Annotated in this window: 17 protein-coding genes; 6 read left to right on the plus strand and 11 right to left on the minus strand. The window is 44.4% G+C overall.

Translation table 11 applies throughout. From position 1 onward, the window contains the following. Positions 1-15: 15 nt before the first annotated feature. A complete protein-coding gene (locus I3249_RS07220) occupies positions 16-951 on the plus strand; it encodes a LysR substrate-binding domain-containing protein (RefSeq protein WP_238069301.1) in 936 nt (311 codons plus the stop codon). Between the two features lie 118 nt (positions 952-1,069). On the opposite strand, the gene I3249_RS07225 is transcribed toward I3249_RS07220, so the two are convergent. Together I3249_RS07225 and I3249_RS07230 are read right to left on the minus strand one after the other, a co-directional pair. Beyond that, complete coding sequence (locus I3249_RS07225; RefSeq protein WP_057761630.1) at positions 1,070-1,531, minus strand: universal stress protein; 462 nt, start codon at positions 1,529-1,531, stop codon at positions 1,070-1,072. A gap of 99 nt (positions 1,532-1,630) precedes the next feature. Further along, the gene (locus tag I3249_RS07230; RefSeq protein WP_238069302.1) at positions 1,631-2,092 is read right to left on the minus strand and encodes a universal stress protein; all 462 of its coding nucleotides are present in this window, start codon (positions 2,090-2,092) and stop codon (positions 1,631-1,633) included. Positions 2,093-2,383: 291 nt separating this feature from the next. Here I3249_RS07230 and I3249_RS07235 point away from each other — a divergent pair, with 291 nt between their 5' ends. Then, a complete protein-coding gene (locus tag I3249_RS07235) occupies positions 2,384-5,449 on the plus strand; it encodes an insulinase family protein (protein WP_238069304.1) in 3,066 nt (1,021 codons plus the stop codon). A gap of 82 nt (positions 5,450-5,531) precedes the next feature. Here the strand turns inward: I3249_RS07235 and I3249_RS07240 are convergent, their stop codons facing one another. Further along, on the minus strand, positions 5,532-6,095 hold the full coding sequence (locus I3249_RS07240; protein ID WP_102091805.1) for an NUDIX hydrolase: 564 nt from the start codon (positions 6,093-6,095) through the stop codon (positions 5,532-5,534). A gap of 557 nt (positions 6,096-6,652) precedes the next feature. Between I3249_RS07240 and I3249_RS07245 the strand changes: the two genes are divergently transcribed. Further along, positions 6,653-7,387, plus strand: a complete 735-nt coding sequence (locus I3249_RS07245; protein WP_238069305.1) for a CoA pyrophosphatase — start codon at positions 6,653-6,655, stop codon at positions 7,385-7,387. A 132-nt stretch (positions 7,388-7,519) separates the two neighbouring features. On the opposite strand, the gene I3249_RS07250 is transcribed toward I3249_RS07245, so the two are convergent. The 3 genes from I3249_RS07250 to nhaA all read right to left on the minus strand — a co-directional run bounded on the left by I3249_RS07250 (position 7,520) and on the right by nhaA (position 10,976). Further along, positions 7,520-8,893: an oxygenase MpaB family protein gene (locus tag I3249_RS07250; RefSeq protein WP_238069306.1), complete on the minus strand. Its 1,374-nt coding sequence runs from the start codon at positions 8,891-8,893 to the stop codon at positions 7,520-7,522. A 77-nt stretch (positions 8,894-8,970) separates the two neighbouring features. Beyond that, complete coding sequence (locus I3249_RS07255; RefSeq protein WP_238069307.1) at positions 8,971-9,573, minus strand: DUF2799 domain-containing protein; 603 nt, start codon at positions 9,571-9,573, stop codon at positions 8,971-8,973. Positions 9,574-9,773: 200 nt separating this feature from the next. Beyond that, the gene (gene nhaA, locus I3249_RS07260) at positions 9,774-10,976 is read right to left on the minus strand and encodes a Na+/H+ antiporter NhaA (protein WP_238069308.1); all 1,203 of its coding nucleotides are present in this window, start codon (positions 10,974-10,976) and stop codon (positions 9,774-9,776) included. Between the two features lie 464 nt (positions 10,977-11,440). Here nhaA and I3249_RS07265 point away from each other — a divergent pair, with 464 nt between their 5' ends. Next, positions 11,441-12,196 carry a TSUP family transporter gene (locus tag I3249_RS07265; RefSeq protein ID WP_101206038.1) on the plus strand — a complete coding sequence of 252 codons (756 nt, stop codon included), beginning with the start codon at positions 11,441-11,443 and terminating at the stop codon, positions 12,194-12,196. A 118-nt stretch (positions 12,197-12,314) separates the two neighbouring features. Here the strand turns inward: I3249_RS07265 and I3249_RS07270 are convergent, their stop codons facing one another. The 3 genes from I3249_RS07270 to radC all read right to left on the minus strand — a co-directional run bounded on the left by I3249_RS07270 (position 12,315) and on the right by radC (position 18,193). Next, complete coding sequence (locus I3249_RS07270) at positions 12,315-13,691, minus strand: dicarboxylate/amino acid:cation symporter (RefSeq protein WP_102091812.1); 1,377 nt, start codon at positions 13,689-13,691, stop codon at positions 12,315-12,317. Positions 13,692-14,214: 523 nt separating this feature from the next. Then, positions 14,215-17,160, minus strand: coding sequence for an acyl-CoA dehydrogenase (locus I3249_RS07275; protein WP_238069309.1), 2,946 nt, complete (start codon positions 17,158-17,160; stop codon positions 14,215-14,217). A 349-nt stretch (positions 17,161-17,509) separates the two neighbouring features. After that, positions 17,510-18,193: a DNA repair protein RadC gene (gene radC, locus I3249_RS07280; protein ID WP_238069310.1), complete on the minus strand. Its 684-nt coding sequence runs from the start codon at positions 18,191-18,193 to the stop codon at positions 17,510-17,512. A gap of 128 nt (positions 18,194-18,321) precedes the next feature. On the opposite strand from radC, the gene coaBC reads away from it, so the two are divergent. After that, positions 18,322-19,734, plus strand: a complete 1,413-nt coding sequence (gene coaBC / locus I3249_RS07285) for a bifunctional phosphopantothenoylcysteine decarboxylase/phosphopantothenate--cysteine ligase CoaBC (RefSeq protein ID WP_238069311.1) — start codon at positions 18,322-18,324, stop codon at positions 19,732-19,734. Between the two features lie 80 nt (positions 19,735-19,814). Continuing rightward, a complete protein-coding gene (locus tag I3249_RS07290) occupies positions 19,815-20,597 on the plus strand; it encodes a sulfite exporter TauE/SafE family protein (RefSeq protein WP_238069312.1) in 783 nt (260 codons plus the stop codon). 32 nt (positions 20,598-20,629) lie between these two features. Here the strand turns inward: I3249_RS07290 and I3249_RS07295 are convergent, their stop codons facing one another. Continuing rightward, positions 20,630-21,544: a histone deacetylase gene (locus I3249_RS07295; protein ID WP_238069313.1), complete on the minus strand. Its 915-nt coding sequence runs from the start codon at positions 21,542-21,544 to the stop codon at positions 20,630-20,632. 111 nt (positions 21,545-21,655) lie between these two features. Continuing rightward, complete coding sequence (locus I3249_RS07300) at positions 21,656-22,510, minus strand: YbjN domain-containing protein (RefSeq protein ID WP_238069314.1); 855 nt, start codon at positions 22,508-22,510, stop codon at positions 21,656-21,658. Between the last annotated feature and the right edge of the window lie 9 nt (positions 22,511-22,519).

Below are 22,519 nucleotides of genomic sequence, written 5' to 3' on the forward strand. Positions count from 1 at the left end.
GGCATTATTAATATTATGAAAAAATCTGTGCAGACAATGCCAAAGATTACGCTTAAGCAGCTTGCTGTTTTTGTCAGTATTTATCAGACAGGTAGCACCAGTCGCGCCAGTGAGGAGCTGCATTTATCACAATCAGCAGTTAGCAGCGCACTGACAGAGTTAGAGTCTAGACTACAGATGCCGCTATTTGAGCGCGTCGGTCGCAGGCTCAATCAACACCCTAATGCCCATCCTATTTATATACAGGCACAGGCTATCTTGGGTCAGTCGCTCACGCTTGAGCATTATCATCAGTATCAAGCAGGACAGATTCACATCGGTGCCAGTACCACTATCGGCAATTACGTGCTGCCATCTTTACTTGGTAAGCTATATGGGGCGCTACCCGATGCCAATGTCGATATGTATATTGCCAATACGCAAGAGGTAGTGAGCGAGGTTGAGCAACTAAATATCGATATCGCACTGGTAGAAGGAATGCCGCGTCCGGTAGATATGAAAGTTATTGAGCAGCGTGAATGGCGTACCGATACGCTAGTGATATTTGCCAAGCGTGATAGCAAGTGGCTAAAGGATATAGCTACCTATAGCCAAGACGAGGACTGCTATCAGCTGAGTATTAATCAGTTAGCGCAGTTGCCGTTACTGGTGCGTGAGGCAGGGTCAGGCACACGGCAGATTATCGATGAGCAATTACTAAAGTATCTACCCAATGCAGAAGTGGTAAAGGCCATACATCAATCCGAGGCCATCAAGCACATGGTGAGTGCAGATATTGGTCTTGGTTGTCTATCACAGCACGTGATTGAGACAGAATTAGCAACAGGTGAACTGGTACAAGTGAACGTGGCAGGGATTGATCTATCGCGTACATGGTGGCTAGTCTGGCACAAAGCTCGACACCAAAGTCCTATTTGGCAAACCTTTATAGATATTATTCAACAAGGTTAAACGATGAGTCTGGATGAACCTAAAATCTATTAGCCATAAAAAAGCGCAGCGTTAAAAGTTACGCTGCGCTTTTTTTTGAGACATGCTTTAGATAATATAAGACAATCAAAGCGTATTGTTATGCTGAAACAGGCTTGTCCAGTCGCACTACGAAGCTATCGCAAGGTACATTGGGCAAGATATTATCTGCTGTCGCGCCACTGATCCATGCAGCGATACCGGTACGCTTATGACGACCGATGACCAATAGATCGACATCGTGTTTATGACAGTAGCTGACGATACCTTCACTGCTAGAAATGGCAGTCGTGACTTCTGACGTTGCCGCATTTAGCTGATTGCGTTCAAGGAACTGCGCCAGCTTTGCACGTGCTTCTTGGCAGCGTTCATCATCAATCTCATCGTAAAGGCTAGAGGCAGGCACCAGCTCATAGCCGAAGCCAACCATGGTGTCTTTGACAATATGCAAAACAGATAGCTTAGAGCCTGGACGGTTTTCGACGATGCGCTTGGCCTTTTGGGCGACTATATCTGCATCAGAGAGTAAGTCGGTAACCAGTAAAATATGTTCGTAACTCATAGCGTCTTCCTCGTGTCAGATAGTATTTACTATAGCACTACTCTAGGGCGCTGTTAAGTAAAGCTTGTCGTCTTTAGCAGCGGATTAGAGTAATGCCAATTATTCCAAGACAGGCTGATCAAGCTTCACCACTAAACTGTCGCAAGGGACATTTGGCAAGATACTATCGGCAGTGGCTCCTACCAACCAAGCGGCAATACCATGGCGTTCATGGCGTCCAATGATAAGTAAATCGACGTCTTTTTCACGGCAGTAATTAATGATACCTTTACTATTAGAGATGGCAGCGGTGATCTCAGAGTTGATTGCTTCCAGCTCATTACGTGCCAAAAATTGCGCTAATTTCGCCCGTGCTTCTTGCCACTTTTCATTATCGACATCACCCGAGAGGCTAGAGGCAGGCACGAGCTCATAACCAAAGCGCACCATGTCATCTTTGACTATATGCAAGACAGACAGCCTGGCTTCAGGAGAGCCTGCGAGGATACGCTTGGTTTTTAGCGCCACTTTGTCCGCATCGGATAGTAAGTCAGTGACCAATAAAACGTGTTGGTAGCTCATAAGGTACTCCTATTAATAGTTAACTTTATAGTAGCAGTGCAAATCATCTTTGTTAAGTGATAAATCCATAATAAAATTGTGGATATTGATGGATTTGTAACTTTAAGGCTTTAATAGCTAAAGTTGATAAGAACGTAGATTATGTGGTGGATTATTGCGTGACTGCCGCCTTGACTTATCCATGTCGCAGCCCCACTAATAGCGCTAAGCCAACTCTTTTTTAGCCAATTTATTACTCTATTTTCCCTGACAGTCAGGGCACTATACGCATAATAAGCGATAAGGATAACTATGACGGACACGCCATTTACTGCTGATTTAACGCTGCATCCAGCATTTGAGCTGATTGAGCATCGCCATATTGAGGCGCTATCGATGGATGTGCTGATCAGTCAGCATGTAAAAACAGGAGCGATGCATTATCATCTGGCACACCCAAGTGATGAAAATGCATTTTTGGTCGGTTTTCGCACCCAGCCAATGGACTCAAAAGGCGAGGCGCATGTTTTAGAACACGTGGCATTATGTGGTTCGAATAAGTTTCCAGTACGTGATCCGTTCTTCTCAATGATTAAACGCTCGTTAAATACGTTTATGAATGCGATGACCGCCGCTGATTGGACGGCCTATCCGTATGCGACGCAAAACAAAAACGACTATTTTAACTTGCTCGCTGTCTATCTAGATGCGTCGTTTTTCCCCAATATCCATCCGCTCGATTTTGCCCAAGAAGGCATCCGCGTAGAGCTTGATGAAAATGATAAGCCGCAATTTAAAGGTATCGTTTTTAATGAGATGAAAGGCGCGATGAGTGGCGAGATTGATCAGCTATATCATACGGTTGCTCATCATCTGTTCCCAACGACGACCTATCATTATAATTCAGGCGGCGATCCTGCTGATATCCCTGACTTGACACACACTGAGCTGACAGAGTTTCACCAGAGCCATTATCATCCGTCAAACAGTGTCATTATGAGCTTCGGTAATATCCCTGTTGCTGAGACGCAAGCGAAAATACACGAAGATGCTTTGATTCAATTTGAAGCAGGCAAAAAGCATGTATCGCGTCCAGAGCAACGTTTGTCTGCGCCAATCAGCGCGGTTGATACTTATACTGCTGACGAAGCCGGCCCAGATCAGACGCATCACGTGGTTGCTTGGTTACTACCATCGATTACCGATCCTAAGCAGCGTTTGGCATTGCGTCTATTAGAGGGCGTGCTGATTGAGCATGCAGGTTCGCCATTGCGTGCCTATCTTGATAGCCATCCACTGGGTAAAGCACCAAGTCCGCTATTGGGACTTGATGACAGTCATTATGAAATGGTCTTTTATACGGGACTGCGCGGCTCTAACCCTGAACATGCCGAAGCGGTCGAGCAGGGCATTATTGATTTGCTGACCGAAGTGGCCAATTCACCAGTTGATGATGAGACAATCGAAACCATTCTGCATCAGATTGAGATTGATCAGCGTCACATCGGCGGCGATAGCATTCCTTATGGTCTAAACCTGATGTTAGAGGGCTTTAGTACCGCCATTCATGATGGCAACCCTATCGACGTCTGGGAAGTAGATGAGCATCTACAATGGCTACGCGAGCAAGTCGTCGATCCGCAGTGGCTACCGAACTTGATTAAAACGCATCTATTGGACAATCAGCATCGTGTACGCGTAACGATGACGCCTGATAGCGAAAAAACAGCGCGTTTGGCAGCAGCTGAACAGACTCGTTTAGATACTATCGCGATGGATTTGACTGCTGATGACAAAGCTATTTTAAAGCAACAAGCTTTAGATTTGGCTGCACGTCAAGCTGCGCCAGATGATTTGAGCTTGTTGCCAAAAGTTGGTTTAGAAGACGTACCAACGGATATTAGCTTTAAAGAAGGCACGCAAAAGCAGGTGCGTTTGAGCGGGCAAGACAGCACGCTATTTGAGTATGAAGCTGGCACTAATGGCATTTATTACTATCAAGTGATTGTCCCACTCACTGAAGCAATTGGTAATGCGAGCGCAGATGCGCTACCAGTCAATGATGTGATCAATCATCCATTGTTGCCTATTTATTTAAGTCTATTGTCTGAGCTAGGTACTGACTCGCTTAGTGCTCATGAGATGCAAGCCAAGCAAGCAGCGCATTCTTCTGGTGTGACCGCTCGTATTAGCCAGCGTACCAACGTCGATGATAGCCAAGCAATTAGCAGTTATTTTGTGGTAGCAACGCGTGCGCTAAATCGCAAACCTGAAGCGATTGATTTGCTCAAGGAAGTGATGGAGCACAGTATCTTCTCTGAGCATGACCGTATCAAAGAAATCTTGCAACAGCGCCAAGCGGGTTGGCAGTCAAACTTAGCGGGCTCAGGGCACTCTTATGCGATGCAAACGGCTAGTCGTGGTATGAGTCGCCAAGCACAGTTGGAATATGTGCGCAGCGGTCTACCAGCATTGAACGCGCTTAAGGATTTCTTGGCACATGCTAGTACAGATGATGCTCAGTGGGATCAACTGGCTACCAGCTTGATGGATTTACATCAACGTCTGATCAGCTTGCCTAAGCATGCCGTTATTATTTGTGAGGCAGAGCAAACCGAACGCTTGAGTAGCTTAATCGTCGATAGCTGGAAAGACAGCCAAGCGACGACCGCTTCTAATGATTTAACGAACGCAGTAGCAAATATTCCAAGTGAGTTTGCAAACCTGCAATTAGATACTGCGTTAAATGGTGCGACTGATACAGTCAAAGCATTAGAAAACGGGGTAGCGCTTGATGTTGCAGATCTAGCATGGCTAGTACCAACCAACGTATATCACAATGCCAGTGCTTATACTGTACCTGCTGCTGACCATCCTGATACCGCTGCACTCATGGTATTAGCGCCTTACTTACGTAACGGTTATTTGCACAGTGCGATTCGTGAGCGCGGCGGTGCCTACGGTGGCGGTGCAGGTTACGATGCCAACGCTTGTGCCTTTAAATTCTTTAGCTATCGTGATCCACAATGTGCTGAGACCTTTGCTCATTTTGAAGCCAGTATCGAGTGGTTATTAAACGAGCCACAGACCGATGAGCAATTGGAAGAAGCTATTTTAGGTATTATCTCAGGCATGGATAAGCCAGGCTCTCCTGCAGGAGAAGCAATCAAAGCCTGCTTTGCAAATCTACATCATCGCGGTGTCGACTGGCAGCGCAAAATGCGTGCGTCAATATTGGCCGTGACAGTCGCTGATTTGCAGCGCGTTGCTAAGCAATATCTACAAGGGCAAAAGCATGTACGTGCAGTACTAGCGCCTTACGACAAAGAAGAGACGGTAAAAGGTCTTGGTTTTGAGGTTTGTAGAATAAAGAGCTAAGACAATTAGGTTTATTTTTGATTAAAAGTTAAGCACAGAAAAGCCAAGCATCATGCTTGGCTTTTTGCGGTTAGGTAATTGACTAATATCGTTTGATACTCAAATCTTTGCCAATTTTGTCTTGATGAATCGGAAATTCTGACAACTCGTTATACTGCTTACGATCAGCAAAGTAGCTTTTTAGAGTACGGCGAATGGCTTCAAATGCCAGTGTATCCCATGGGATGTCTTCTTCGCTAAACAGTGCACAGTCGAGACTTTCTGAGCCAATACCATACGCGCCATCTTTTAGATCGGCCAGATAAATAGAGTAGATCTGCCCAATATCTGGCAAATCATAAATGCAGTATAGATGCGGATTTAGTACGATAGCATCAGCTTCTTCGTAGCTCTCGCGCGCAGCACCCTCAGCCATGGTCTCACCATTTTCCATAAAACCTGCAGGTATCGTCCATAGCCCATATTGTGGCTCAATGGCACGGCGGCAGAGTAGTACTCTATTTTCATGTACCACCAGCGAGCCACAGATAACTTTTGGGTTTTCGTAGTGGATATAGTGGCAATTGGGACATACTAAACGCGGCATATTATCTGTAGGTGGGATTTTTCGTTCTGCTTCATGACCGCATTGGAGGCAATAGCGCATATCAACTACCTTGTTATAAAAGTTATTGTGTATGATGTTTTTTATAGGTTATAAGACCTATATTCTGAAGTGCTGCTGTCATCGTTTCGAGATACGTTAGATACAAGGATGATGAGACAAGTACCACAAGCAGTAAACTGAGTGAACCTGACGATAAACCTAACTTAAACGTACCTGACTTATATAAGATCGACTATATAAGATATTATTCTAAAGAGCAGCTATCGTCTTAAGATAGCACATATTATCGACGGACAGAATCACGATAACAGTAACGCATCATTTCACAGATAGGCTTACTGTTATTGGTCAACAAGGCCGTTATTGAGCATTGATAAGCAATGAATCAGTCACATAAATAGCATGCAGCCACTATTATATTGCGCTAGTCTAGTGAGTGTTCAGTAATTATTGATATCAAAGCCGCTGACAAGTCGCGTGGCCGAGAACAATAAATAGATTGTTGGTTTTATTTACTAGTCGCGATTTTAATAATAGAAAACAAGAAAGATGCTGTTGATACCGCTTAATAACGATAAAAATATAGGGCAAGTATAATGTTATTCCCACCGGAGGCTGTAAGCTTCGATAACCTGTCAGTTGCTGTCCCAAGTTTTATTCGTCATCCTACACTCAGAAAACTGGCCGAGCGAGTACAGCACGAGACATTGAACGCGCTGACGAGTCCAGCGATGTACGAGAGTGGCAACACCTCACAAAGTACGCGTATTTTGGACAGCTTATATCAGACACCGATTGCAGATGCATCAATACTGGTCGCTATTACTCATGAGCGCAGGCCTAAACTATTATTAACACGCCGCGCCGCCCACATGAACAGTCATGCGGGTGAAGTGTCTTGTGTGGGTGGAAAACATGATCGAGGCGATGGCAATAATGTCGTTACTGCATTGCGTGAAGCCTGTGAAGAAACAGCGCTACCGCCCAATAAAGTCCAATTACTTGGTCAGCTACCGATCCAAACTTCAAAAAGTGGTATGAGCGTACGCCCAATCGTGGCACTCATCGCTCCTGGTCTAGTACTCGTACCTGAAGCGGGAGAAATATCACGTATTTTTTGGGCAGATTTAGAATCGTTAGTCACTCAACCAACGGTAGAGTATGAAATTGAGTATAAAATGCAGGAGCAAATGGCTACCATACTGACGCCGAGCTGGCAGGTCGATGGCGAGACAGTATGGGGGCTAACAGGACGGGTAATTGCTAACCTATTAGAAACAGGGTTTGATCGACAGCTAGAATGGTATTACCGCGTAGAAAACAAACGCTGATAAATGTCATCTACTTATAATATAGTCGATTCAATTTAAAAGTAGTACAAGGCAACCGAGTGTAGATGTATATGTGATACTTCAAACGAGGTTAACACAGTAATGCTTTTATAGTGGGATGACTATAATCATCTACTTATAATAATCATCGTTCTTTTTAAGCCACCAGTTCATATTGTCTTGGCGCTTGGCACGGAATGCTTCTAACTTATGAGCAACGGATGCATTATGCTGCCGTGCAGTATCGAGCGCAAAAAGAATCGGTACGGAAGACAACACGCCAAAGCGTATCTTCGATTTTGGTAAGTCCAGCCCATCGCCTATATCATCACCGACCAAAGTCCGAGTGACACTCGCATTGACCATTTCGACAAAACGTCCACGGCGATTGTCTTCACCCATTAGCTGACGCGGCAAATCATGCAATGCTTTTGCCAGTGGTTGTCCCATCTTAAAGTCTAGCTGCTGTATCGATAGATAGGTATACAGCCATTCCCAACACGCGGCCTCATCTTTTGGCAGACGATCTAGATCAACCCCCATCCAATAACTGGCAAGGTTCCATAGATGCAGGATACCTTCAGCTTCTTCTGTGCTAATACGTGCGCCTAACAATCTTAGACCGCGCATAATTAGTAACGAGAACTGTAAGTGGGTGGCAATCATATCGGTTTGATTGATAGGGGTGCCCCAATAGTCGGTATTCCAACTACCATCAGGGTTATGATGTTGCTCGGCGTTTGGTATCACGCCTGTAGCAGCATTGCCTTTACCTTTGAGTAGGTTCTGCCGTACCAAGGTATGTATCTGACGTACTTGGATCGATTGTCGCCAGCCCTCAGAGCCAATGGCCAGCATTTGCTCGACAGGTTTATTTTGATTGCCTGCGCTCATATTAGATGAAGGGTGTTCAGACACGGCCAAGATATAGGCATAAGTACGCATCAGTCGTGGTAGCGCATCGTGCATCAGTGCGCCCGTCTGAATGAGCGGTAGCGAGAGGGCAGGGATGCTATAGCCAGCCATCAAAGCAACATTACGCAGTAGCCAAATGAGCATGAGTGGATAGCGCCGATAGGCAACCGCGCCTATCTGGGCAAGTTTTGGGTCGAACCAGTCAGGATGGTTGCTAAATTGCTCAGTGAGCGCGCTAAATGATGGATTGTTTACAAGGTCGTTGTTCGTAAGTTTATGGTTTGGACTATCGCCAAGAATAGTGTGCTGTAAAGGTTTTGCAAACTTTATGCTCTGTGTAGCTAACGCGTCTGCGAGTGGATCGCCAATATCGTAACCTGCCACTATCTCATTTAGTAGAGCAGGCGATATCGTAAAGTCTTTTGGCAATAGATAACGTTTAATGCGTTTTAAAACCTGCAAATCGCTATGGTCATCGATAGCAGTGGTACGTCCATGACGCTGATAAGCGTTCGATGATTGAGCATTCGATGATGGAAAGTCAGGTTTGTCAGTTGCAGTACTTGCCGTATTGATGATTTTCTTATCCATAGTTATCAAGTACCATTTTCAGAGTTAGAGCGTGCCTTAGAACGTAAAACTTGCATTGCGATAGCTTCGCATCCCAGTCATTCGTAAAAACTACTGGATCGGTTCAATGAGTCTAATTGCTGCTGTGTTGTTCGGATGCGGCGTTTGGTATCACGAATCTCATCAGATAGAGATAGCAGCCGTGCACGGGCTTCTTTTTCATTAGCAAAATCTAGCATTTCACCATTTTCTAACTTATCGAATTCTGATTGATAAGTATCTAAGAGGCGATTATCTTTGTCTAATTGGTTGTCTAAGGCGTAATAATCTAGCCCTTTTTGATTAGCCGCTTGCAATGTGTTGGCCATAGTGATCGGGCAAACGTTGTTCAACTGACGACCACGTCTACCGATGTTATAGGCATTATTGATGGTGCAGTACTGTTGCAGGCCAAGTTTACGACCTCGCTCCCATGCCTGATAGTCAGGCGCGACGCTAGCTTTGGCACAGGCTTTTGTATGAGAGGCTAAGCGGTCTGAATGATAACCTGCCACGCCATCGTTATAGCCGATAGCTTGCCAGTCACCGATGAGACATTCTTGCTTGGAGAGTGTTGCACAGCCTGCTAGCAGATAGACACTACCGAACACAGATAATCCTAATGCCAGTTGACGTACAGCATGGTATATAGGTTGGTACATGGTTAGCTCCGATAGCTGTGATAACTATAATAACTATGAACATAAATAAATAACGCTAGCAATCAATCACATTATGCAGCCTTGTGATTGATTGCTAGGTCACTTGTAGGTATCTCGATAACGTACATACAAATAAAATAGAGCAGCTTATAAGTGGCATCAACATTAAGCAGTACCATTATAAGCTACTCTACGTTTCATTAATGTGGACGAGTCAAATCGACCGATGTACCGCTAGCATTGTCTTTCAAGCTCATTTTTAGCATGATGTAACCTGCGATACCAGAGACGATTGAACCCATGATAATACCCAAGCGCTCATCAAACATAGTGGTGTCGCCAGCGAACGCTAAGCCACCAATGAACAAACTCATGGTAAAACCAACACCACACAATAGAGCTGCACCGTAGATTTGCTTATAGTCCATACCTTTTGGCATGGTTGAGATACCAAGCTTAAAGATTAACCAGCACATGAACATGACGCCTAATTGCTTACCAATAAATAAACCAGCGGCAATACCTAGCGGTACTGAGTGGAATAACTCAGCAAAACCTGCGCCTTCGAGCGAAATACCCGAGTTGGCAAAAGCAAAGATTGGCAAAATACCAAAGGCGACGGTATTGTGTAGATCGTGCTCTAGCTCTTCAAGTGGAGAGTGCTCAGGATCAGTGCGGTCGAACATCGGAATAAACAGTGCTAGTACCACACCGGCCAATGTTGCATGGATACCAGACTTGAGTACGGCAATCCACATGATCAGACCAATGAGTAGATAGGGCGTGATGTTGGTAACGTTACGGCGATTAAGAACATATAAGAACGGCAAACATAGACCAGCTACTGCTAATGATTCTAGCGACAACTCACTGGTGTAAAACAAAGCAATAATCAGAATCGCACCGATGTCATCGAAGATAGCAATAGAGACCAAAAATACCTTTAAAGAGTTAGGTACACGGTTACCTAAAAGACTTAAAATACCGAGTGCAAACGCAATATCTGTCGCCGCAGGAATGGCCCAACCTTTCCAAAACTCAGGCTCATTGTAGTTAAAGAGCAGATAGACAATCGCCGGCATAATCATACCGCCCAGTGCTGCCCCAGCTGGCAGAATAATCTGTTTGACGTTGGACAGCTCACCAATCAATACTTCACGCTTGAGCTCAAGTCCGACCAAGAAAAAGAAAACAGCCATTAGACCGTCATTGATCCAGTGGTGAGCATCTTTGGCAATCGCAAACTCGCCAATTTGAATGGCAACTGGTGCGTGAATAAAACCTTCGTACCAAACATTAAGAGGGGAGTTGGCAATGATCATTGCAGCAACGGCAGCCAATGCTAAGACGATACCGCCCGCTGCCTCAAATTCAAAAAATGCCTTAATCCTTCGTATTGCCATATCATCCTCATTCGCTAAATACAATTTACTAAATAACCTCAAATATCCATCAATGTCTGCGCTACCTATAATTTCGAGGTAGCAAATAGACAGAAACAGTTTCTCATACTCTTATCAATATAGACAACAAAATACGTTGAGCCAGTGCCAACGGTCTACTTTTTTATATTCACAATAGCAATATTATAAAGAGGATTTGACGAGCACAATAGTTGTAAGTCGTTACATCTTTTTAATAAGTCGCTATTTGGCTGAGCATATTCGGAACGTTATTAGACAAATTTAGCAGACTTTGTTACGTTTTTGGCTTTTTTTACGGTTTTATCTTTATAATGAGCAGCGCTGTGCGACGTGTCATTATTTCTTTTGCTAGCACTGGTAAGCTGTCAGCTTATCGATAATGATATTTTAGCTTCAACTTAGAACTCCTTTTCTCTTCTTATCATATTTTGCAGGTCAGTGTCATGGACTTAACTTTCTCGTTAGAGATTATTTTAATGCTTACTGCGGTGGCCGCATTGGCAGGATTTATTGATGCTATCGCTGGCGGCGGCGGGTTATTGACTATCCCTGCCATGCTACTGGCCAACATCCCACCAGTATTGACGCTCGGTACCAACAAACTGCAAGCGGCATCAGGCGCCCTAGCGGCGTCTATTACTATGATTAGAAAAGGAGTCGTCAAACCGCAACGTATCAAAGTAGCTATCATCGCCGCTTTTATTGGTTCCGTTATCGGCACCATCGCTGTACAAATGTCACCACCTGACTTGCTTGAAAAGGTCATTCCATTTTTAATCGCTGCTATCGGTATTTATACGTTATTTGCCCCTAGATTGGGTGAAGTAGAGGCTGCACCGCGCATCTCAGAGAGCAAATGGCAAAAAGTCGTGGCACCGTTGATTGGTTTTTATGATGGTTATATCGGTCCAGGTACGGGTATGTTTTTTGCGCTTGGTAATGTGGCATTACGTGGTCGTCAAATTATTGAAGCAACAGGCGCGGCTAAAGTGTTGAATTTATCGACCAATATTGGCTCGTTAATTTTCTTTATTTTGGGTGGTAACGTACTGTGGAAAGTGGGGTTAGCGATGATGGTTGGACAAACCATCGGCGCCTATTTTGGCTCGCATATGGTGGTCAAAGGCGGTAGCAAATTGATTCGTCCAGTGATTGTACTGGTCTGTCTGGCGATGTTGACCAAGTACGTGTTTGGCTAATTAGTTGTTGATAGAACCGTATCAACCATTATTATTTACTGGTTATTGATCATAAAAAAACCTCAGCCAACTTGACTGAGGTTTTTTATTTTATGCACTTCTATCTAGCAGGCGTGGGTTAGCGGCGACGATCGACATCATCGTATTCACTACCCATGATGCCATCACTAAAGACTTCAGAGAACTCACGCTCATTGTCTTCATCGATATGACCATCAAATACGTCTTTTGCACCAGCATTAGGATCGTTGTAAATAGCCAGATCCATTTTGCCTTCTGATTTTGCTACGATAGTAGTAACAGCAGCATCACCACCAACGTTTACAGCAGTACGTAACATATCAAGGATACGATCCACACCCAAGATTAGACCGATACCTTCGATTGGCAGACCCACTTGAGCAAATACCATAGACAGCATGATTAGACCAACACCAGGTACACCAGCCGTACCAACAGACGCCAGTACTGACATCAAGATGACGGTTAAGTATTCGGTTACACCCAAATCAATGCCGTAAATGTTGGCAATAAAGATGGTCGCAGTACCCTGCATGATAGCTGTACCATCCATATTGATGGTAGCACCAAAAGGAACAGTGAACGACGCAACTGAGTTGTTCACACCCATACGTTTGGTAACAGTACGCAAGGTAATAGGAATCGTCGCGTTCGAGCTTGAGGTACTAAAAGCAAAGATCTGTACTTCACGCATTTTTGCCAAAAACGTCTTGATAGACAAGCCTGAAGACACTTTTAGTACAATCATCATGGTGATAAAGAAGTGGAAGGCCAATGACCCGACCAATACCGCGACATAACCAAGTAGTGACCAAATCAAGTCTAAACCTAGCTCTGCCATTGCTTTGGTCAATAGCGCAAATACACCATATGGTGCAAGGTTCATGATGATCGTGACCATCTTTAAGATAACTTCGTTGATTAGCTCTAGGCTCTGCACTAAGCCTTTGGCAGGTTTACCTACCATCAAGATACTGACACCGATCAAAATAGCAAAGAAGATGATCGATAACATATCGCCATTTGCCATCGCGCTGATGGGGTTCGATGGGATAATGTTAGAGAACACATCAAGTAGAGGCGGCGCTGACGCTGCTTCAAACTCGGCTTCCGTTCCGATATTCATGCCTTTACCGATACCGAATAACGAGCCAAGACCAATTGCAGTCGCAATAGCGAGTGCAGTGGTTATCATATAAATAATGAACGTTTTGGTACCAATACGTCCAAGTAGGCGAATATCACCAATACCGCATACACCGCAAATCAGTGAGATAAGCACCAAAGGTACGACCAACATTTTTAGCGAGTTGACAAATAGTTTACCAACAATGGCAAGGAAGCCGTTGGTGATGTAAGTATTAACAAAGCTACCTTCGCCGTTCAATCCTGAGTAGTTTAGAAATAGGCCCAGTCCAATACCGAGCACCATGGCAACAATAATCTTGCCCGTCAGTCCTAAATTCTTCCACATAATTCATATCCTTTGTGTGCATAACAGCTTTATAGTAAGTGTTCATTAGCCAACATGATTGTACTTATCAGCCTTACTACAAAGCTTGTTACGACTATTAAGTTCCCGTGATTTTCGCTCGATGTCACATTTTCGTGGACAATATAAAAGAATAGCTAAGGGCACTGCAAGATTTTTTTCTGATTTTATTCTAAATGTACATTCCTCGTTACAACTATGTGCCCATAATATAGTCAATATTTATTCTAAACGGTTTGTTTCCCATATGAAACAAAATATTCATGAAAGAGTTTTTAGGGTAAGCGAATATGTCAAACAATTGATATTGAACCATTGATTTCAAATCATCGAAATGCAAAGAAAAGAATAAGACTCATATGATTAATTAAGCTCAGAATTTCCAATAGACCAAAAAAAGCCAGACTATCGTTTATAGATAGTCTGGCTAATAAAAAATGAAACTCTTACTATAAATCTAATAATACTCAGTTTCTAATACTAATATCAAAAACAGCATAGACCTTTAAACTTTATCGTCTTCTTCGCGTGATAAAGGTGATTGGCGTTCTAAAGGTTTGATATCATTATCAATTACTTCAGTATTGATCTCGTCAGGTGGTGCAATATGACGATTATGATTATTGCCCATACGCTCGTTAAGATGTGATTCAGCATCACGATGGCGATGATCGAGTGCCTCTCTCTCAGGCTCTGACTCTTCAAAATCTGTCTGCGAATTTACTTCTTTGATAGTATCTTGCTCACTGACTAACTCTACATCGCCATCACTTTCATAACCATGATTAGGATTGGCATCACCAGTATGATTGTCTGTGTTTGCAGGTCTGTCTAGATCGTTAATAGCTGGTTCGTTAATAGTTGGTTCGTTAGTGGCTAGCTCATCAACGGCAGATGCATCGGTATCCACAGCGATACTATTTTTACTCTGAGCTTGTCTTTTTAGCTGTGCGTAATCAGTCAGTTGATGGACTGCATTTTCAAGCGCATGCGGATTGTCACGTTCTAGCGCTTCTGATAGATGCTCGTCAAACGTATCGGTCAGTAAGGAATCAAAACGCATGGCGTTATATTGAATCAGCACTTCTGCTTCTTCTTCAGTAATGCCGCCATTTTGACTGGCGTGTACCACATGGTCTTCAAAGGTTAGACCTTCAAAGCTGTCTTGATGCTCTGCCTTTTTGAACTTCTGCCACAACGGTTCAATTTCTACTAACGTCTGATAAGCATGTTCCATACGACCAGTCACATCGTCTGCATCGGTATTGTAATAAACCATCGTTTTTAGATAATCACGGAACGGGTTGGCTGCAAAATCATCCATGAAAGTGTCACCTAACTGGCGTTTTAGCTCATCGCTTGCTGGCGTAAAGATACGTCCACTTGGGAAGGTTACAAAGCTAACCACATTGGCTGCCATACGATTCGGGAAGTTGGCAAAGAATGACACAAAGGCTTCTTGAATCGTATACAAGCTGTTTTGTAACGCAACTTCGGCATGTAAGCGCTCAGACTCTGATTTACTACCATGTTCATAGAACTGCAAAATAGCAGTCGCAATAAATAGATGACTATGAATATCTGCTAAACGACCAGAGAGCATCTCTTTACGCTTTAAGTCCCCTGCTAGTAGTCCTAATGCCATATCAGCAGTTAGGGCAAAGCTCGCACTTAAACGATTAATATGTTTGTAGTAGGGACGGGTAAAGGCATCTGCGAAACTCGGGGCCTTATCGCTACCGCCAACATAGCCTGCGACAAAGGCTTTTGCACCACGGTTAAACGTATAACCTAAATGCTTAAAGAAAAGGGTATCGAATTTTTCAGTGGCCGCCGCTTTATCTTCACTTTGTAGTAACTGAAGCTCGTCGAATAAATAAGGATGACAACGCATCGCACCTTGACCAAAGATCATGAGTGAGCGGGTCAAAATGTTAGCGCCTTCAACCGTGATAGAAACAGGAATCGCCTGATAAGGTGTCGCTAAGAAGTTGCGCGGACCCATTTGCACAGCACGACCACCGACCACATCCATACCGTCGTTGACGACACTACGCATGGTTTCAGTCGCATAGTATTTTGCCATGGCAGTCATGACTGAGGGCGTACCACCTTGGTTTAATCCGCAAGTGACCAAATGTCGGAACGCTTCTAACATATAAGTGTTACTCGCCATACGGCTAGTAGCGTCTTGTACACCTTCAAATTTACCTATTGATATCTTGAACTGTTCGCGAACTTTGGCGAATGCACCGACAGATAGGTAAGTCATTTCACTGGCTGATGTCGATAGAGCTGGCAGAGAAATACCACGTCCAACGCCCAAGCACTCCATCAGCATACGCCAGCCGCGACCAGCGTTCTCGACACCGCCGATGATGTAATCTAACGGGATAAAGACGTCTTTGCCATCGACTGTACCATTCATAAATGGTGAGCCAATTGGATTATGACGTGGCCCTGTTACGACACCTTCGTGGTTGGCTGGGACGAGGGCACAAGTAATGCCGTAATCGGTTTTTTCAGGATTACCAAGCAGACCTTCAGGATCGTGCATTTTAAATGCTAAGCCAACGACAGTAGCGACAGGTGCTAGGGTAATCCAACGTTTAGAGAAGTTCATGCGTAGGCCAAGCACTTGCTCGCCTTCGTGCATACCGTAGCAGACTACACCTGTATCAGGAATCGCACCTGCATCAGAGCCCGCTTCGGGCCCAGTTAAACCAAAGCAAGGCACTTCATCACCTTTCGCAAGACCTGGCAACCAGCGCTGCTTTTGCTCGTCTGTACCATAGTGCATCAATAGCTCACCAGGGCCGAGCGAGTTGGGAACCATACAGGTCACAGCGGCAGTCGGCGAGCGCGAAGCGATTTTGCTCATCACACGACTTTGCGCATAAGAGCTAAATTCTAAGCCGCCAAATTCTTTTGGAATGATTAAGCCTAAGAACCCATTACTTTTGATAAATTGCCATGCTTCAGGTGATAGGTCTTTATCTTTATGCTGGATTTGCCATTCATCAAGCATGGCACATAAAGTTTCTACTTCATTATCGATGAAACTTTGCTCTTCTTCTGAGAGCTGCGGATAAGGATAATTGGCAAAGGTATCCCAGTTTGGCGCACCCATAAACAGCTCTTTTTCCCACCAACTAGTACCCGCATCAAGTGCTTCACGCTCCGTATCACTCATACTTGGCATCGCACCGCCCAGCGCCTTATAAACAGGCTTAGTGATTAACGATTGGCGAAGCGGTGCAATGAGTAAGACCAAGCACAGTAATGCCATTGGTATACCCAAAATGAGCGACCATGGGCTGATAATTGCGGTAACGATAACCGTAATCAGGGCGACGATGCTACCGGTGACCCGTGATAAGGACAACAAAAAGATGGCCAAGACCACGGCTAACTGAATGATGACTGCCAAAATAAACAAGCCAATTGCCATGACTATCTCCTTTAAAGCGCTGAATAAAAAATGCGAAAAGTACGTGAATGAAAGAGCTAACTATAATTGTTTTTCGTCTTGCCATTCACTGTCTTACAAGTAAATCGAATGATTTGTTAATCCATAAATGCTCGGTTTTACGTCTCTTAAGTACTAGTATTAACGGTCTAGTAAGTAATTGACAAATAAATGACAAGAATGGCTACTAATATGAAACAGTTGTCGATAACTATCAAGAGCCAAAATGCTACGCTCTGTCGATGATATGTATCAAAAATAATTGTTTGCAGGTTCATCATATGTCTAGTTGGAACACGTAGCCAGCTATTATCGAAAACTTGTCAAAGAGCTAACCAAAAGGGGCAAGGCAGCTTTCGGCATAAGACAAAGTGTCGTTACGACCAACGATTATGTGATCGACAAGCGAGATATCTAACAGGTCGCAGGCTTTTTTTAGCTCGTAGGTCAGTAAGTTATCTGCCGTTGATGGCTTAGCATCGGTATGAGGATGATTATGCGCGATGATAAGTTGGCTAGCAGCATGGCTTAGTGCATGTCGCAATACGTGCTTGATACAGACGGAACATGATGAGATACCACCTGTAAATAGTATCTCGAAGTTTAAAAGGTTGAGGGCATTATCCAGACAGAGTACTGCAAATACTTCACGGTGCTCACCGCGCAACTGGGTACTGATATAGTCTTTGACCGCTTGTGAGCGTCCTAGTGCTTGCCCAGTTTTGAGTTGGCTGTCCAGATAGCGCGTACCCATCTCAAGTGAGGCTAATATTTGGGCGTACTTTGCAGGTCCCATACCATGGCAGGCAAGAACCGTCTTTTGAGGGGCGGCTAATAGCTCGGCTAAGCTACCAAACTGATTGATCAAATGCCGCGCTAATTCAATCGCTGATTGAGACTGAGTACCCGTACGCAAAAATATGGCCAGTATCTCGGCATCAGACAAATGAGCTGCACCAAATTTTAAAAGTTTTTCGCGTGGCCTGTCATCCTCATGCCAGTCTTTGATCGCCATTGTCACTCCTTGAAAATGGGTTGATACTCGTTATCTGAGATAGATACGGAAAATCTTACCCAATTTATCTCATAATTGTTACTATAAGCGCAATTTTATCTTTTCACTTTTTTGTTGATGCCACGCTTATGTCCAATATTGTGCTTGCTATTACTGGCGGTATCGCCGCTTATAAATCTGCTATATTTGCCCGCTTGTTGGTTAAGGCAGGCTTTGATGTGCGCGTTATCATGACGACAGGCGCACAAGCATTTATCACACCGCTGACACTACAAGCGTTGACGGGTAATGAGGTGCACGTCTCGTTGCTCGATGAGCAAGCCGAGGCAGGCATGGGGCATATTGAGCTGGCTAAATGGGCTGACTTAATCGTAATTGCACCTGCTTCAGCCAACACGCTTGCGCGTCTGGCCATGGGAATGGCTGATGATCTATTGACCACAGTGTGCCTTGCCACTACAGCTCCTGTCATTATTGCTCCTGCCATGAATCAGCAGATGTGGGCACATCCGGCAGTCAACCTAAACGTGCAAACATTGCGCGATATGAATTATCAAATTATCCAGCCAGCTAGCGGTGAGCAAGCGTGCGGTGATGTCGGAGCAGGACGATTGCCTGAGCCTGAGCAATTATTGGATGAGGTGTTACTGTTCATAGCGATGAATACGACGCCGCAATTACTGGCAGGAAAAAGAGTGGTCATTACCGCAGGTCCAACGGTAGAAGCGATTGACCCTGTGCGTTATTTGTCTAATCACTCTTCAGGAAAAATGGGCTTTGCATTGGCGCGCGCCTGCGTGGCTGCTGGTGCAGACGTTGTCTTGATCGCTGGTGGTAAAGTGGCATTGGCCACGCCGCTCAATGTCACACGAATCGATGTACTGTCTGCTGAAGATATGCTGATAGCGGCGCAGCAATGTGTGGATGGCACGCATAGCGAGCTGCAATGGGTCCTTGAAGATGAGCATGACCATTCTCATGACCATACGCACGATCACTCTCACAACCATTCCCACGAACATCATCATGGTGACTGTGGTTGCGGTGATGATGTAAGTGACCATAACCATAACGACAATCATGACTTGCTACAGTCTTATGATGACAACCAGTTTGTAAAAGCAGATATCTTTATTGCCACTGCAGCCGTGGCAGATTATCGTACGGAAGAAGCCGCACCGCAAAAAATTAAAAAAACGCAAGATGCCATGACGCTTAGTTTGGTGAAAAACCCTGATATTCTAGCGACGATTTCTCTTGCGCATCCTGCGTTGTTTGTCGTTGGTTTTGCCGCAGAGACGCAAGATGTCGAGCGTTATGCCCGTGGTAAGTTGGTCGCAAAAGATTTGGATATGATTGCTTGCAATGATGTCTCACGTGCAGATATCGGTTTTGCTAGTGATGACAATGCGATGCAGGTGTTTTTCTCTGAGCGCTATGAGCGTGACGCGATAACGCTTGAGAAGACCAGTAAAGATAAAATTGCTGAGCAACTGGCTAGCATTATTGGTCAAGCAATCGGTCAACGTAAAGATAGTTAGAGCTACAGGCGCTAAATCTGATAGCTAGCATGTAGATAGTGTGTAGATATGGACGCTGAGCCTCAAATGGTGTGACCGATATGATGAATATAGCTGGTAACGATAGCACTCAGATGCTAGTGCTGACGGTCATTTTTGCGCTTGCCTCACTGCTACACGGTATTAGCGGACTTGGCGCAACGCTAGTGACGACCACCGCGCTTGCTAGCATGTACCCATTGCAACATGCCATTGTGCTAGTGATTTTCCCCTCGCTAGTCGTTAATGTGATGACGTGGCTAGTAGGCGGTGAACGCACCATTTGGCAAAACTTCATCTACTACGGCAGACGCTATTGGTTGCTTGCGCTTACCAGCTTACTAGGTAGCATTTTAGGTGCGAAACTCTTGCTATGGGTCGATAGCGCTTATATTCTTTTATTGTTGGCCGCGGTCATTGCCTTCTACGTTGTGAGTAGTTTACTCGGTAAGCAAATCCGTCTACCAAACACCAAGCCTATATTAATTGCCGTTGGCTTTGGTGCAGGCGTGATTGGCGGCTCGACCAATGCAATGTCGACCATACTGATGATGTATTTATTGTCTGCCAGTGATGATAAAAACACCATCGCCAAAGTCGGCAACATGTGCTATTTCTTAGGAAAGATTGCTCAAATTATCGTGTTGCGTGAGCCTATCATGGCACTGAGCAGTGGTGAGTGGCAGCTGATTACTTTTTTAAGTGTGCTGTCTATAGTCACACTGCTAGTTGGAATCCGTTTGCGTCGTTATTTACCACAAGCGCGTTTTCGTCAGCTTATTTTATTAATCTTAATCGTGCTTGGAATACGCGTTGGCTGGCAAGGTATTACCGCATTGTTATAGCTAAAGATATAAGCCTTTTCAGCGATATCTTATTAGACCAATTCTTCAAAAAATATCTGCTGTGCCAAACGAAAGGTATTACAGTGTGCCTCAACCACATCTTCGATATCTTCTGAGTAGCCGCCACCCATCACGATAGCGACAGGGATATTTGCGGCTTTTGCTTGCTGCAGAACGTATTCATCACGCGCCTTGCATCCTGCTTGTGTCAAACCAAGTTTGCCGAGCTTATCGGTCGCGAGTACGTCGACCGCAGACTGATAAAAAATCATATCTGGTGCAACTTCAGCGATTAAACGTGGCAGCGTATCTTCTAATATCTGTAAATACTCAGCATCGCCTGTATCATTGTCTAATTCAATATCTAAGTCTGATACTTGTTTACGAAACGGATAGTTCTTTGCACCGTGCATGCTAAAAACAAAAACACGTGGCTCATCTGTCATGATACTGGCGTTGCCGTTGCCTTGATGCACGTCCAAATCGATAACTAAAATCTTCTGTGCCTGTCCACGATTTAGTAGTAAGTTGCTAGCGATACAAACATCATTGAAGACACAAAACCCTTCTCCATGACCAGCAAAGGAGTGATGAGTACCGCCTGCAACATTCATCGCCACGCCATATTGCTGAGCATATAGCGCGCATTCATACGTTGCATGGGCAATATAACGACCGCGCTCCACCAGCTGCGGGGTCATCTCAAATCCGATCGCACGAGCAGCCTTGCGCGGCAGTGTTTGAGTTTTAAGCTGATACCAGTACTCTGCAGTATGCGTGGTCAAAATCTCATCTTCGCTTAAGCGAGCAGGGGCAAAGAAGTTATCTTGGCTGATAGTGCCTTCTGCCAGTAAGCGCTCAGGAATCATAGTGTACTTTTGCATGGGGAAGCGGTGTTTTTCTGGCACGGAATAGCGAAAGACGTCAGAGTAGGCAATTTTTAGCATAAGAATTCTAGCTTAGTATTGATGGTTTTTTGGATAGAAAAATAAAGAGATAAGTATCCGCTATCGCGGATTATGGCTTGATTGAACAACCAGTTTATCGAACGAACTGAACTATTGAACAAACTGAGTCGGCAAAAAGAACGTGCGCGCGTCTGACTGTTGACGTAGCTCTAACAGTAATGTTTGCATGTCTTCGGCAGGGTCTTGATTATTAACCAAGTTGCCAAATAGCTCGCTTGCAACCGTGGTCATCGCAACCACGCTTTGCAGTAAATGTTCAATAATCTCATTATCTATACCAACTGCTTCGACATCGATAGCATTTTTGTAGCGTATCTCACCATCGTTGACATCCATTTCTAGATTACCGACTAGCATGTCATAGTTGATTTGGGTGATGAGTAGCATCGCGGCACTTTGATGAGTTTCTGGTATCAAAAATGGCAAGATGCCGTAGATGGCCAACAGTTTGTTTTTTTCTTGTACTCGAAACAGATAGCCACAATTTATTTGCTTATGACGCATCCTCAAGGATAAATGATGCGATTTTTGGCTGTCGCTGGTTTTGGGTCGATAATGCGTGTAGTGCCACTGTTTGTCATTGAAGTATTGCTTTAAGCAGTCGACGATAGGTGTGTCACTCTGGTTTTGAGGTTCTGCATTTGCGTTATCGGTTTTTAAGTTATCGTTTCTGAGATGAGACGTATCTGCTTGCACTTGATCAAGGCCCTGTTCGTTGCCTTGATTGGTCTCTAATTCATGGGAAATATCAGAGGCAATGTTATCAGTGGCCTGAGAGCTAATATTAGGGATGCCAGCTTCTATATCTACTGCATTATCAGTTTCACGCTCAGCAGGTGACGAACGTGATGGTTCGCTTGTACCGTCGACGACTGACTGCGGTGCGGAAGCAGTCAGTAACCGTTTTATTTTTTGCCACAAGCTGAGTTTATTGCGTTGACTCATAATAGTATG

The sequence above is a fragment of the Psychrobacter sp. Ps1 genome (assembly GCF_022129425.1).
In the GTDB taxonomy this organism is placed as follows: Bacteria; Pseudomonadota; Gammaproteobacteria; order Pseudomonadales; family Moraxellaceae; genus Psychrobacter.